Source organism: Olleya sp. ITB9, from assembly GCF_001315805.1.
GTDB classification, from domain to species: Bacteria; Bacteroidota; Bacteroidia; order Flavobacteriales; family Flavobacteriaceae; genus Olleya; species Olleya sediminilitoris.
In genome coordinates, this window is the sequence record NZ_BCBW01000057.1 from 25,142 (window position 1) to 40,755 (window position 15,614).

Below are 15,614 nucleotides of genomic sequence, written 5' to 3' on the forward strand. Positions count from 1 at the left end.
ATTATGTCATATATTTAAACTAAATTAGATTTAAATTTTGCAAAAAGAAAAATACGCTTTAATCAAACCAAAATAATGAAAAAAATCATCTTCACTAGTCTAGCACTTTCACTACTTTTTTTATCCTGTAAAGAAGATACAAAAATAATAACTAACGATAATAAAACAGTTAATACTTCGACAACTAAAATAACAGATTCACCTTCTACAGAAAAACCAACAACAACTAATGACACGAAGTTTTCTTGGGATAATATCACAACCTCAACTGAAGACATTGGAGACTACCCTTATATTGCACCTCCTAAAACAATGAAGATTAACAAAAGTAATAGTGGTACTCAGTCTTATGAATTTCATAAACTGCAAATGTTTGATGGAACTACACTTTTTGATTTAGAAGGACGTGTTGATAAAATGAGTATTCAAATGGATCCAAATAGCAAACAATGGAACCAATACTTATTTGATAAAAGTATTGAAGAATACCTTAAATCTATAGGAGCTGTCCTAGTTTCGGATAAAAAAATACCAAACGAACTTATTAAAACTTGGGGAACCTCTCCAAACGAACAATATGCACACATGAATAAATTTTATGTTGGTGATGTGGTTAACGATAAAGTCAGAATGTATGTCCTTAAGACTGTTGATAAAAAAATTGGGTTTCAAATATATTCAGATACGTCAACAGGAAATATTGGTGTTGTTGAATTAGAAAATTTTAAACAAACCATCGAAAAAGTAACTGCTAAAGACATTTTAAATGACATTGAAACAAAAGGTTTTGCTTCATTACACATTAATTTTGACACAGGGAAATCAAGAATTAAAACTGAATCTTTTGAAATCATTGATGAAATCACTAAAATGATGAAAGACAATAAAGATTTAAAAATTAGTATTGAAGGACATACAGATGATGTTGGTGATGAGAAATCAAATCTTAAATTATCCGAAAACCGAGCAAAATCTGTACAAATTTCGCTTATTGATGAAGGAATAGACGCCAACAGACTCAAAAGTAAAGGTTTTGGACAAACAAAACCAATCGAAGATAACACTACAGAACAAGGTCGCACAAAAAACAGACGCGTAGAATTAAGAAAAATTTAAAACATGCAAGAACAATTAAAAATTTTTAAAATCATCCATATAGCATTAGTATTCGGTTTAATAATGGCATACTTTTTTTTAGGCAACCTATCTGACTTTAGTCAACTAAAAATGCCTGAAATTAATAATGAAAACATGATTTATTTAGCCATACCAATTGTTGCATTTTTACTTAGCAACCTACTATTTAAAAGATTGGTTTCTAAAATTGAAAATAATTTAAGCTTAAAACAAAAACTAGTTGCCTATCAAAGTGCTACCATTGTACGCTATGCCATACTTGAAGGAGCTGCATTTATTATACTAATAATATTTCCAAAATTTATCGTATTTGGAATATTATTAATAGTATACATGGCATTATTAAGACCTACTGAACAAAGAATTAAAAGAGATTTGCATATTTTAGATTAACCATTACAAACCTAAAAGTAAATTTTAAATAAAAAAAGCACAATCCTAAGATTGTGCTTTTTTAATATATAACGTTTTGTTGTTTAGATCTCTCTGTTTTTATCCCAAGCTTCTAAATAATCTTTAACAGCTTTAACAAATTGTCCACCCAATGCGCCATTAACAACTCTATGGTCGTAACTGTGTGACAGATACATTTTGTAACGGATTCCGATAAAGTCACCTTCTGGAGTTTCGATTACAGCAGGTACTTTACGAATTGCTCCTAAAGCTAGAATACCTACTTGAGGTTGATTAATAATTGGCGTACCCATAATACTTCCAAACGTACCTACATTGGTAACAGTGTAGGTTCCTCCTTGTATATCATCTGGTGCTAATTTACCTTCTCTAGCACGTCCAGCTAAATCATTAACTTGCTTTGTCATACCAACTAGATTTAATTGATCTGCATTTTTAATTACAGGTACAATTAAATTACCGTCTGGTAAAGCTGCAGCCATACCTAGATTAATATTTTTCTTTTTTATGATTGTATCACCTTGTAATGAAATATTCATCATCGGGAAGTCACGCAACGCTTTTGCTATAGCTTCCATAAATATTGGTGTAAACGTTAAGTTTTGACCTTCGCGCTTTGCAAAACCATCTTTAACTTTTTTACGCCAATTCCAAATATTTGTAACATCAGCTTCTATAAAACTTTGCACATGCGCACTAGTTTGTACAGATTGTACCATGTGATGCGATATTAATTTACCCATTCTGGTTAACTCAATAATCTCATCTTCACCAGATGCAGCAATTGGTGTTGCTTTTGGTGCTGGTGCAGTAGTCTTAGTTGTAGTCGCAATTGGTGCTGCTTGAGCTTTTACTGGTTGATTACCTCTATCCTTTAGATAAGCAATCATATCGTTTTTAGTCACACGACCATCTTTACCTGTTCCAGTTATTGCATCTAATTCTGATTGCGCAATACCTTCTTCTTTTGCCATATTTTTTACTAATGGCGAATAAAAACGATCGTCATTAGATGTTATTGACGCAACACTATCTTTAGCAGTTTCTACAGATTTTGTTACTTCTTGAGCAGTAACAGGATCTGCTTGTGTTTTAGTTTCGGTTTTAGGTGCTTCAGTTGCTGAGGCAGTATCACCATCGGTTTCAATAATTGCTATGGTTTGACCAACTTGTACAACATCGTCAGCGTTAAATAGTATTTCTACTAAAACACCATCAACTTCACTTGGTACTTCACTATCTACTTTGTCTGTTGCAATTTCTAAAACTGCCTCATCTGCTTCAATAGTATCTCCAACTTCTTTTAACCATGAAGTAATTGTTGCTTCTGCAACGCTTTCTCCCATTTTTGGTAACTTAAGCTCAAATCTTGCCATATTAATAATCTAATAGTCTTTTTAATGTGTTGAATTGCAAAATTAATAAATAATAAGCGTTTTTACTACTTATTATGCATCATTTTACAATATCTTAAAAGTGAAGCACTTCACCTCTACTTTTTGTGGAATCACTTCCGAGCATAAAATTAGAACTTTTTGGAATAATTCTAAAGGTTATATTTTTATTTTTTTCAGAATTTGTAAGCGTTTCGATTATTGTTTTAAAACTTAAATAGTTAGCATCTAAAATCACTTGTGTGTTTTTTTTAAATGGTACTACTTCTGAAACAATTTGCAATGTATTATTGTACTTAGCATTTAATGCTTTGTAGTTTCGGTTGGAAACCAACACATGATTTACAGCTGGCTTTATTTCCGCGAAAGCGTTATTTTTTAAAATTTTAACGGTTTTTATACCTAACCAAACTAGACTATCAAACAAAATATTGCGTTTGAAATGCTTTTTGTAAAAAATTTGCATGGCTCCATAAAAGCGTTTAGCATAATTAGCATCTTTTAAAGTACTTTCTCCTTTAAAATGAATCACTTTTATTGGACCATAATACATATTATCATAACCAGAATTGGTTATTTTGTATGACAAATCTATATCTTCACCATACATAAAATAGTCTTCGTCAAAACCTCCCACTTCTTGATATAAGTCTTTTTTAACCATCATAAAAGCACCAACTAAAATTGGCGAAATGCCTGTAGAGTTGGGTTTAATACTAGTTACATAGTAGCTTTTATCCAATCCAATCATTTTTTTCAAAGCCACTTTTGGTGTCGGAATATGACGCTTACTTTCTGGCAGAAAACCACCACTACCATCTATTAATCTGCAAGCAAAAAGACCTAATTGATTTTTAATTTTTGAAAAATCAAACAACTCTTCAAAACAGTCTTCTGGAACAACAGTATCTGGATTTAGAATACATAAATACTCTCCTTTAGCTTGTTGCACACCAATATTATTTCCTTTTGAAAATCCTAAATTTTGATTGTTTTGAATGAGTTTTACTTCCGGAAACTTTTGTAATACCATTGCACAACTATTGTCCTGAGAGTTATTGTCTACTACAATTATTTCGGCATCTAGGTTTGTTATTGCTGCTTCAACACTTTGTAAGCATAACTCTAGAAAATGGCGTACGTTATAATTTAAGATAATTACGGATAGCTTCATTAATGGCCTATAATTTTAATGAAGATTCAAACGGAATACGGTTTAAAATACTACGTCCTAAGGTAATTTCGTCTGCATACTCTAGCTCGTCTCCAACAGAGATTCCTCTTGCTATTGTAGAGGTTTGAATGCTATAATCTTTGATTTGTTTGTAGATATAAAAATTGGTTGTATCTCCTTCCATAGTTGGGCTTAAAGCAAAAATAAGCTCTTTTACCTTACCTTCTTTTACTTTTTGAACCAAACTATTTATATTTAAATCATGTGGTCCTACTCCATCCATAGGTGATATTTTTCCGCCTAAAACATGATACAAACCTTTATGAGACGCTGTATTCTCTATAGCCATTACATCTCTTATATCTTCAACCACACAAATTACATCATCCTTACGTAATGAGTTAGCACAAATGTCGCATAAATCATTATCGCTTATATTATTACAAGATTTACATAATTTTAAATCGTTGACCATATTTAATAAAGCATGACTTAAATTATGGGTATGCTCTTTGGGTTGACGTAACAAATGTAAGGCTAAACGCAATGCTGTACGCTTACCAATACCTGGTAATTGCGAGATCTCGTTAACTGCGTTTTCAAGAAGTTTTGATGAAAATTCCATAAGCTGCAAAATTAATGTATTTGATGCTAGTTTTCGAATTTATTTTAATCATCCATTCAAAAAGTTTAAAACACGTTTTACAAATCTTAATATAGCTTGTACATACTAATTTTGTATTTTGGCTTCACAAATAAAAACTATGACTTCAATACAGATCCTTTTATTAATAGCTGCTTACTTTGGTGTGCTAATATTAATCTCTTATTTTACTGGTAAAGACGATTCTAACGATGTGTTTTTTAAAGGAAATAAACAATCACCTTGGTATGTCGTTGCTTTTGGTATGATTGGCGCTTCATTATCTGGTGTTACATTTATATCTGTTCCTGGTTTAATTGAAGGTCAACAGTTTGCTTACATGCAAGGTGTGCTTGGTTTTTTTGTTGGTTATCTGGTTGTACTATTAGTATTACTACCATTATACTACAAACTAAATGTTACGTCCATTTATCAATATTTAGAACAACGTTTTGGCACTACAAGTTACAAAACAGGTGCTTTTTTCTTTTTATTATCAAGAGTTACAGGTGCAGCTTTTAGACTGTTTCTAGTAGCTTTAGCAATGCAATATATAGTTTTTGAAGCATTAGGCGTTCCGTTTTGGTTAACCGTTGTAATCTCTATATTACTAATCTGGTTATATACTAATCGTGGTGGTATTAAAACTATTGTTTGGACAGACACATTACAAACATTAGCTATGTTAACTTGTGTTATTGTTGCTATTGTTTTAATTGTAAATAAACTTGATTGGTCTATTGCAACCATTTTTAGTCAAGAGGCTTTTGCTGCAAAAAGTCAAGTGCTATTTTTTGATGACGTTAATAGTAAAATATATTTCTGGAAATATTTTATTGGTGGTATTTTTATAACCATTACAATGACTGGTTTAGACCAAGACATGATGCAAAAAAACTTAACTTGTAAAAACCCTTCTGATGCTAAAAAAAACATGTTTAGCATGTCTGTTTTATTGGTTTTTGTAAATATTATATTTTTATCATTAGGTGCTTTACTATTTATTTATGCCGAGCAGTTTGGTGTTTCAATTCCTGTTGTTGATGGTAAAACGCGTACGGATTTGTTATTTCCAGAAATAGCCATGAATCAAGGTTTAGGTCTTGGGTTACAAATCACTTTTTTAATTGGACTAATTGCTGCTGCTTATAGCAGTGCAGATAGTGCTTTAACGTCGCTAACAACTTCTTTTTCTGTAGATTTTTTAAATATTGAAAAACTGCCTAAAACGGAACAAAAACCTTTACGTAAAAAAGTACACATTGGTGTATCGTTACTTTTGATTATTGTTGTTGTTATTTTTAATGAACTTGAAGGTAGCGTTGTAAACAACCTTTTTAAGTTTGCTACCTTTACTTATGGTCCATTATTGGGTTTATTTGCTTTTGGTATACTTAGTAAACGTAGCATTAAAGACCAATTTGCATGGATTGTTGGCCTAGCTTCAATTATAATTACTTATATAATCACAGAACTACCTGGAAACTTTCCGGATAGTTTTATTGGTCAATATGCTTTCCATTGGGAAATCCTTCCGTTAAACGGACTAATAACATGTTTAGGTCTGTATTTAATTTCCGCGAAAGCGACACCTAATACTGATTTGTAGATAGTAATACTAAAGTACAGGCAACTTCATAATCTATACCATTAGCTGTTAATAATTGATATAATTCAGGATTTTCTGTACCTGGATTAAAAATGACTCGCTTTGGATTTAAACCAGTTATATAATCATAATATTCTTTTTGACGTGTCGGATTAAGATATAACGTTATTGTATCTAAATCTTGATATTGTTGTAATTGAGTGTCAATAGTAACGCCTTTTACCTGTCCTGCTTTCATCCCAAAAGCAACTGTACTATGGTTATAATTAACCAATTTACGTAATGCAATGTTGCTATATCTGTCAAGTTTTAAGGAAGCTCCTAGAACCAATGTTTTTTTATTCATAAATGTTAAAGTTTTAATAAAACGATTTTTTACAGTAACAGATTGACAATTGTGACGTCTTTATAGCATAACCAAACATCAATCAAATAATCAATCAAAACAATGAAAAAACTATTCACCATCGTATGTCTATTGGTAGCCTTTAGCATGCAATCTCAAAACCAACCTAATGTCAAACCAAAAATCGGAACTGTTACTGGTACTGTATTAGACGTAACTTTAAACCAACCCTTACCTTATGTAAATATAATTATTAAGGACTCTAAAAACAATTTAATTACTGGAGGTATCACAAATAATGACGGTCAATTTGAAGTAAACCAAATACCAGCTGGAATACACATTGTTAGTATTGAATATCTTGGATTTTTATCACAAACCAAAACTATTAACATCTCTAAAGACAATAAAAAAATAGATTTAGGAACTATAAATCTTGAAGAAGCTGCAACAAGTTTGGATGAAGTAACGATTGTTGCTGAAACCTCAACAATACAACAAAAAGTTGATCGTAAAGTTATTACCATTGGTAAAGACTTGCAAACTGCAGGTGCTACAGCTAGTGAGATTATGAACAACTTACCATCTGTAAGTGTGGACCAACAAACAGGATCTATTAGTTTGCGAGGTAACCAAAATGTACGTGTAATGGTAGATGGGAAATTATCTAATATTCCTGCCGAACAGTTACTAAAACAAATCCCTTCGTCTTCTATTAAAAGCATTGAACTAATTACAAATCCTTCTGCTAAGTATAATCCTGAAGGAATGAGCGGAATTATAAATATTGTATTACATAAAAATACAAAAATTGGTTTTAACGGAAACCTAAACATAGGGTTATCCCATGATGTGGAAGCTAAATTTAATAGCTCTATTGATGCCAATTATAGAAACGGAAAGTTTAACGTTTATGGATCATATAATAACAGTGTTACAAAAAATTTCAATTTTGGAGAAATCAATAGAATTGAACAAAATATTAATCAAAATTTTGAGATTTTAAACAATAACAAATCTCATTTATTTAAAGTAGGCTTGGATTATTATTTAGATGATAAAAACACTATTTCAGTATTTACAAATCAAAATATATTTAATGGATGGGTTGACGTAGACTCAAGTATAAACTATTTATTTGATACATCTTTAAACGAAAGTCAATACACAAGAAGTGATAACGAAAATGATTCACAACAATATAATTTTAATTACAAGCATGATTTTAATGATGAAGGACATAATATTGAATTAGAAGTAGATCACAACACTTATAATGGTTTAGCCTTTACACGAAATAACTTTTTTAGCTCACAACGTCCTAATTTTATTGAAGATACAGATACAGACCGAAAAAGCAGTACTATTAACTTAGACTACAGCAACCCTTTATCTGAAACTGCAAAATTAGAAGTTGGACTTCAAGCACGATTATTTAATACCAATATTTACTATCAATCTGATGCAAGAGAGACCAATCAAAATGGAGATTACATACCTACAACCACAACTTTTGATTACACAAGAGACATTTATTCTGCTTATGCAACGTACGGTAAAACATTAGACAAATGGAGTTACCAAGTTGGTTTACGTGCTGAAAATGTAACGGTAAACTCAGAAGCTTTTAAAGAAGATTTACAATCTAATGAGCAAACTAATATTCCGTTTGACAATGATTATTTTAAGTTATACCCTTCGGCTTTTGTAACGTATTCTCCTTCAGACAAAAACTCGTTTCAGGTAAATTACAGCAGACGTGTAGATCGTCCAGGAATTGGTCAAGTTAATCCTTTACCTGAATGGAACACACCATTAATTTCTCAATTTGGAAATCAAGAGTTACGTCCACAATTTACAAACTCTATTGAAACTAATTACACAAGACAATTAGAAAACGGAAGCATTACTGCTGGTGTATTTTACAGAATTATTGAAGACGAGATACAACAAGCCATACTTATTGATAGAACAGATACAAATCGTTTAATTTTTACAAACTTAAACTTTGACAACTCATCTGCTTACGGAGTTGAGTTATCATCAAACTACAGGCCTACTAAATGGTGGAGTGTTAATGCTAGTTTCGATTTATTTTCTCAAACTCAAAAAAGTGTAGCCGAATCTTTTGATAGTAATCAAAACATTGTTTTAAATACTGTACAAGTAGATAATGTTATGTGGAATGTTAGGGCTTTTAATAATTTTAAAGTAACCAAAGCTTTAAGTCTATCTGCTTTTGGAATGTATAGTGGAAAAAACAAAAACATACAGTTTGAAACTAATGACATGTTTATGGTAAATTTAGGGATGCGTTACAGCTTCTTACAAGGTAAAGCAAGCTTTAGCTTAAGCTACAATGACATTTTTGATACTATGTATGCACAATTTGAAGGTAAGACACCTTATGTACAAGTTGGACGTTTTAATTGGGAAAGTCAACAAATTTCTGGACGTTTATCTTACCGCTTTGGAGGAGGAAACTACAGAGCAAAATCAAGAAAACAAAGAGATAATGATACTAAATCTGGAGGCGGATTTATGTAATATAAAAATACCTTCTAGAGGCTATTTAGTTGCTAACAAAACAGTTGATGGTTAGTGTTTAGGTTAGTTGCTAGATAAAGAAAACCCAAAGTCTGATCAACTTTGGGTTTTTATTTTTAACACATTATTTGGTAATTAAACAACCTAATGTTAAAATAACGTTAAATACTGATAATCAGCGTAATAAAATTCAATTTTAGGCGTCTTAATAGTAACAAAACAGTAAATCGTTTTTATTTTTATTTGAATTAGTCTTCACAAAAAACCAACAGATTTATATAGTTAAGTTAAATAGTTAGTTAGTTAATAGAAAAAGCCAAACACAAAATTGTGTTTGGCTTTTTTAATTATATAAAATATTATTAAGTCTTGTAATTAATTACCATTTAATAATAGCACTTCCCCAAGTAAAACCACTACCAAAAGCAGCCAACACAACATTGTCGCCTTCCTTTATTTTACCTTCTTCCCAAGCTTCAGTCAAAGCTATTGGTATAGATGCTGCAGTTGTATTACCATAACGCATAATGTTATTATACACTTGGTCATCTGTTAATTCAAATTTCTTTTGTATAAATTGTGCAATACGTAAATTTGCTTGATGAGGTATTAGCATATCAATAGCATCTTTACCCATTTTGTTTTTAACTAAACCTTCCATTATCACTTCACTAAAACGAACAACCGCATTTTTAAATACAAACTGACCATTCATATGCGGAAAATAGCTTTCGTCATTAGGATCATTATCAGCAATAATATCATTAACCCAACGCTTTCCCATTCCTGGTGCAACCAACACTAATTCTTCTGCATGTTCACCTTGACTATGTAAGTGTGTGGATAAAACTCCTTTAGTAGTATCTTCTTCTCTTGTTAAAATTGCTGCTCCTGCTCCATCTCCAAAAATTACTGTAACACCACGACCTCTTGTAGTTTTATCCAAACCATGAGAATGCAGCTCGCTACCAATAACTAATATGTTTTTATACATACCAGTTTTAATAAAATTATCTGCTACAGATAATGCATATATAAAACCAGAACATTGGTTACGTACATCCAAGGCTCCAACCGTTTTAATACCTAAAGCATGTTGTACTTGCACTCCTGGACCAGGAAAATACATGTCAGGACTTAGGGTTGCAAAAATGATAAAATCAATATCATCTTTATCTATTCCAGCACGTTCAATTGCTTGTTTAGCAGCTTTTACACCCATTGTAGCAGTGGTGTCACCAGAGCCTTCTTTTACCCAACGTCTTTCCTTAATTCCAGTACGTTCTGTAATCCACTCATCATTAGTATCCATCATTTTGGATAAATCTTCATTAGTCACAACGTTGTCAGGCACATACTTACCTAAACCAATAATTTTTGAATTATACATTTAATTATATTTTTATTAATGCTATTGCTTCTTTTATCACTAAAGCAAATAGTTTCGCAATTTAATGCTTTCAAAAATAAAGATTTCACAAATTACACTATTTAATTATGCATGCATAATAACTAACTATTAATTGACAATAAAATTTGCTATAAGTTTTAACAAATCTATCACATTTACCAAAATAGATTTTAAGTAACTTGAAAGTTGAAAAATCAACCTTATTAAAAATGAAAAAACTACTTCAATTATTTGCTATTTTACTACTTAGTAATAGCTATGCGCAACAAAATTTAACGTACCAAAAACCTTCTGAAGAAATTTTAAAATTAGCAGATGCAGATTTAGCTCCTGGTGTACAAATTGACAGTAAAGGAGAAAACATGGTTTTGTTTTATCGTAATCAATATAAATCTATTACAGAATTATCTGAAACCGAATTACGTTTAGCAGGATTAAGAATAAATCCTGTAACAAACATTGGAAGCAGAACAACCTATTACACTAATTTAAAAATTAAAAAAACAAAAGATAAAGTCGCTAAGCAAATATCTGGCTTACCAGCTAAACCAAGATTATCAGGCTTTAGATGGTCTCCAGATGAAACCATGATTGCCTGTCTTAACACCACAGATAAAGGTGTTGAAGTTTGGATTGTAGATATTAATAAAGCGTCTGCTAAAAAAATTACAGACGCTAATGTTAATGCTAATATGGGAAGCACATTAAATTGGCTTGAAGACAATCAAAATCTATTGGTAAAAATGTTACCAAGTGACAGAAAACCTTTAATAAACACCTCCACTGCTGTACCGTCTGGTCCTACAGTGTCTGTAAGTGATGGTGCTAAAGCACAAAACAGAACGTACCAAGATTTATTAAAAACACCTAATGATGAATTTAATTTTGAACAACTTGCACGATCTGAAATTAAAAAAGTATCTGTAAAAGGTAAAACTGAAACATTTTTAAAGGCAGATATGTATCGTAATATTATCTTTTCGCCTGACGGAACTTATATTATGATTACAAAAATCAAAAAACCATTTTCATATTTAGTAACCTATTCTAGGTTTCCTAACGAAAGTAATATTTATGACAATAAAGCTAAATTAATTTCTAAAGTAAATGATGTTGCTTTAGACGAAGTTAGACCAAAAGGTTTCATGTCTACTAGAACTGGAAAACGAAACATGACTTGGAGAAGCGACAAACCGTCAACCTTAGTATGGACTGAAGCTTTGGATAAAGGTGATCCAGCAGTTAAAGTAGATTTTAGAGATGCTGTTTACCAAATGGAAGCACCTTTTAATGCAAATGCAAAACTTCTTATAAAAACCAAACAACGTTTTTCTAATATCACTTGGGGAAATGACAATACTGCTATTGCTTATGACTATTGGTGGAATACAAGAAACACCAAAACCTATTTATTTAATCCTTCAGATAATACTAAAGACGCTAAAATAATAACAGACAGAAGCTATCAAGATGTATATAGCGATCCAGGAGATTTTGTGAGGTCTAAAAACAAATATGGTAATTATACATTAACAATGGATGGTGATAAATTATTTTTAATGGGTGAAGGCTTCTCTAAAGAAGGACAATTTCCTTTTATAGATCAATATGATATTACAACCAACACGACTAAACGTTTATACCAATCTAAATACACTGATAAGCTAGAAAGCTTAAACACTGCTTTAGATATGAAAAAGGGAGATGTTTTAGTTAGAATAGAATCTAAAACAGAATACCCTAATTATTACATAAGAAATATTTACAAAGACAATGATTTAAAAGCTATTACAGATTTTAAAAATCCTTTTAAAAGTATAGAAAATGTTGACAAACGTGTTATTAACTACAAAAGAGATGATGGATTAGATTTAGAAGGCACATTATATTTACCTCTAGATTATAAAAAGGATAAAAAATACCCAATGATTTTATGGGCTTATCCAAGAGAATTTAAAGATAAGTCAAGTGCATCGCAAAGTACAGCTAATCCAAACGAATTTGTGTATCCATATTGGGGTTCTCCAATATATTGGGTAACTAAAGGTTATGTTGTTTTAGATGATGCTGCTTTCCCAATTGTTGGTGAAGGTACTGAAGAACCAAACGACTCATTCAGAACACAATTAGTAGCCAATGCAAAAGCTGCTATTGATGCTGTTGATAATCTTGGATATATTGACAGAAATAAAGTTGCTGTAGGAGGTCATAGTTATGGTGCTTTTATGACAGCTAATTTATTATCGCACTCAAATTTATTTGCTGCTGGTATAGCAAGAAGTGGTGCATATAATAGAACATTAACACCTTTTGGATTTCAAAGTGAGGAACGTAGCTATTGGGAAGCTCCAGAAATATACTATAACATGTCTCCATTTATGCATGCAGACAAAATGAAAACACCTTTACTGTTAATACATGGTGTTGCAGATAATAACTCTGGAACCTACCCATTACAAAGCGAACGTTATTTTAACGCATTAAAAGGTTTAGGTGCACCTGTAAGATTAGTTATGCTTCCTAAAGAAAGTCATGGATACAGAGCCAAAGAATCTATTATGCATATGCTTTGGGAACAAGAACAATGGTTAGACAAACATGTTAAAAACAAACAATAAATCTCAATAAAAACGGATTACCTAAAAACCATTCAGTAAAACGAATGGTTTTTTTATGTCATCTTGTCACAAAAAAGGTCAAGTTAATCAATTGGCATTTTTGTTGTCTATAACAAAGCAAATAATAAATCTATTTTTTCGCTTAAAGCGGAAATTAAAACATAAACAATATTATCATGGCAAAAGGAAATATTAATGTTTCGGTTGAAAACATTTTCCCGTTAATTAAGAAATTTTTATACAGTGATCACGAGATTTTTTTACGTGAGTTAATTAGTAATGGTACAGATGCTACTTTAAAGCTAAAGCATTTAACTAGTATTGGAGAGTCAAAATCTGAATATGGAAACCCAGTTATTGAGGTTAAAATTGATAAAGAAGGTAAAAAACTTCATATTATTGATCAAGGTCTTGGTATGACTGCAGACGAGGTTGAAAAATACATCAACCAAGTTGCTTTTTCTGGAGCTGAAGAATTTTTAGACCAATACAAAGACAGTGCAAAAGACTCTGGTATTATTGGACACTTTGGATTAGGTTTTTACTCTGCATTTATGGTTGCAGAAAAGGTAGAAATCATCACCAAATCTCATAAAGAAGGTACTACAGCTGCACATTGGACTTGTGATGGATCTCCTGAATTTACATTAGAAGAAGCTGATAAAACAGATAGAGGAACTGAGATTATATTACATATTGCTGAAGACTCTACTGAGTTTTTAGAAGAAGCACGTATTAGCAGCTTATTATATAAGTATAACAAATTTATGCCTATTCCAATTAAATTTGGAACTAAAGAAGTAAACGATCCTGATCACACACCAGAAACAACTACTGATGCTGAAGGTAAAGAAACTACTGAGCCTCAGAAAAAAATCACTGTTGACAACATAATAAACAACCCTAATCCAGCTTGGACAAAACAACCAACTGAGTTAGAGGACGAAGACTACAAAGGATTTTATCGTGAGCTGTATCCAGCACAGCATGAAGATCCATTATTTCACATTCATTTAAATGTAGACTATCCATTCAACTTAACAGGTATTTTATATTTCCCTAAGATGTCTCAGGATATGGCTATGCAAAAGGATAAAATTCAGTTATATCAAAACCAAGTTTACGTTACAGATAACGTAGAAGGTATTGTACCTGAGTTTTTAACTATGTTACGTGGTGTTATTGACAGTCCAGATATCCCATTAAACGTATCGCGTAGTTACCTTCAAGCCGATGGTGCAGTTAAAAAAATTAGTTCTTACATTACACGTAAAGTAGCAGATAAACTTAAATCTTTATTTAATAATAATCGTGAAGAGTTTGAAGCTAAATGGAATGACATTAAAATTGTTATTGAATACGGTATGTTGTCTGAAGATAAGTTTTTTGACAAAGCAGATGCATTTGCGTTATATCCAACTGTTGATGGTAAGTTTTACACTTATGACGAGTTATTTAACGCAATAAAGGCTAAACAAACTGACAAAGACAATAAATTAGTAATACTTTACACAAGTAATCAAGATGAGCAACATAGCTACATTGAAGCTGCCAAAGATAAAGGTTACGAAGTTTTATTATTAGACAGTCCTATCGTTTCGCATTTAATGCAAAAACTAGAATCTACTAAAGAAAACATAACATTTGCACGTGTAGACGCAGACTCTATTGACAAATTAATTGCCAAAGACGAAGCTGCAATATCTAAGCTTGACGAAGAGCAAACTAAAGCTCTAGACGAAATTTTAAAAGCTACTATTCCTTCAGAAAAATTCATGGTACAGTTAGAAGCTATGGATAGTAATGCGACTCCGTTTATGATTACACAACCAGAATTTATGCGTCGTATGAAAGAGATGCAAGCATCTGGTGGTGGAGGCGGAATGCAAATGTTTGGTAACATGCCAGAAATGTATAACCTTGTTGTTAATACAAACTCTGACTTAGTAGCAGAAATTTTAAATACAGAAGCTAAAGACAAACAAACGCATTTAATCACGCAAAGTTTAGACTTAGCACGTTTATCTCAAGGTTTACTAAAAGGTAAAGAATTATCAGACTTTGTAAAACGTAGTTACGAGTTACTAAAGTAATTTACTATTAAAAATATCGCTTTCGCGGAAACAAAAAACCACCTAGAAATAGGTGGTTTTTTTATTACTACAAACCTAATAATACAATAAATACAGCCAGATACATTAGTGGTTTAATAACAAAAATTAAATCATTAGGTTATACTCAAAAATGATCGTTCATTTTTAAATTAAAAAAAAATGACTAACTTGTACAAGCTAAATGATAATTAGTTAACATGATAAAAA

General features: G+C 31.4%; 11 protein-coding genes. 6 read left to right on the forward strand and 5 right to left on the reverse strand.

What is annotated here, in order from left to right; all coding sequences use genetic code 11:
• Positions 1 to 75: 75 nt before the first annotated feature.
• Together ITB9_RS14760 and ITB9_RS14765 are read left to right on the forward strand one after the other, a co-directional pair.
• Positions 76 to 1,116, forward strand: coding sequence for an OmpA family protein (locus ITB9_RS14760; RefSeq protein WP_054852843.1), 1,041 nt, complete (start codon positions 76 to 78; stop codon positions 1,114 to 1,116).
• 3 nt (positions 1,117 to 1,119) lie between these two features.
• On the forward strand, positions 1,120 to 1,530 hold the full coding sequence (locus ITB9_RS14765) for a hypothetical protein (protein WP_054852844.1): 411 nt from the start codon (positions 1,120 to 1,122) through the stop codon (positions 1,528 to 1,530).
• 83 nt (positions 1,531 to 1,613) lie between these two features.
• Here ITB9_RS14765 and ITB9_RS14770 read toward each other — a convergent pair whose 3' ends face one another.
• The 3 genes from ITB9_RS14770 to recR all read right to left on the reverse strand — a co-directional run bounded on the left by ITB9_RS14770 (position 1,614) and on the right by recR (position 4,744).
• Complete coding sequence (locus tag ITB9_RS14770; protein WP_054852845.1) at positions 1,614 to 2,927, reverse strand: dihydrolipoamide acetyltransferase family protein; 1,314 nt, start codon at positions 2,925 to 2,927, stop codon at positions 1,614 to 1,616.
• Between the two features lie 94 nt (positions 2,928 to 3,021).
• Positions 3,022 to 4,119 (reverse strand): glycosyltransferase family 2 protein, encoded by a 1,098-nt coding sequence (locus ITB9_RS14775; protein WP_054852846.1) that lies wholly within the window; start codon positions 4,117 to 4,119, stop codon positions 3,022 to 3,024.
• 7 nt (positions 4,120 to 4,126) lie between these two features.
• Positions 4,127 to 4,744 carry a recombination mediator RecR gene (gene recR, locus ITB9_RS14780; protein ID WP_028289499.1) on the reverse strand — a complete coding sequence of 206 codons (618 nt, stop codon included), beginning with the start codon at positions 4,742 to 4,744 and terminating at the stop codon, positions 4,127 to 4,129.
• Positions 4,745 to 4,883: 139 nt separating this feature from the next.
• Here recR and ITB9_RS14785 point away from each other — a divergent pair, with 139 nt between their 5' ends.
• Positions 4,884 to 6,371: a sodium:solute symporter gene (locus ITB9_RS14785; protein ID WP_054852847.1), complete on the forward strand. Its 1,488-nt coding sequence runs from the start codon at positions 4,884 to 4,886 to the stop codon at positions 6,369 to 6,371.
• Here ITB9_RS14785 and ITB9_RS14790 read toward each other — a convergent pair.
• The gene (locus ITB9_RS14790; RefSeq protein WP_028607043.1) at positions 6,355 to 6,717 is read right to left on the reverse strand and encodes a CoA-binding protein; all 363 of its coding nucleotides are present in this window, start codon (positions 6,715 to 6,717) and stop codon (positions 6,355 to 6,357) included. The two genes, ITB9_RS14785 and ITB9_RS14790, sit on opposite strands and share 17 nt — an antisense overlap.
• Before the next feature lie 102 nt (positions 6,718 to 6,819).
• Between ITB9_RS14790 and ITB9_RS14795 the strand changes: the two genes are divergently transcribed.
• Positions 6,820 to 9,264: an outer membrane beta-barrel family protein gene (locus ITB9_RS14795; protein WP_054852848.1), complete on the forward strand. Its 2,445-nt coding sequence runs from the start codon at positions 6,820 to 6,822 to the stop codon at positions 9,262 to 9,264.
• Between the two features lie 379 nt (positions 9,265 to 9,643).
• Here the strand turns inward: ITB9_RS14795 and ITB9_RS14800 are convergent, their stop codons facing one another.
• Positions 9,644 to 10,654, reverse strand: a complete 1,011-nt coding sequence (locus ITB9_RS14800) for a 3-oxoacyl-ACP synthase III family protein (RefSeq protein ID WP_028607041.1) — start codon at positions 10,652 to 10,654, stop codon at positions 9,644 to 9,646.
• A gap of 230 nt (positions 10,655 to 10,884) precedes the next feature.
• Here ITB9_RS14800 and ITB9_RS14805 point away from each other — a divergent pair, with 230 nt between their 5' ends.
• Entirely contained in the window at positions 10,885 to 13,293 is a 2,409-nt protein-coding gene (locus ITB9_RS14805) for a S9 family peptidase (RefSeq protein ID WP_054852907.1), read from the forward strand.
• A 176-nt stretch (positions 13,294 to 13,469) separates the two neighbouring features.
• Positions 13,470 to 15,386: a molecular chaperone HtpG gene (gene htpG / locus ITB9_RS14810; RefSeq protein ID WP_054852849.1), complete on the forward strand. Its 1,917-nt coding sequence runs from the start codon at positions 13,470 to 13,472 to the stop codon at positions 15,384 to 15,386.
• Positions 15,387 to 15,614: the final 228 nt, after the last annotated feature.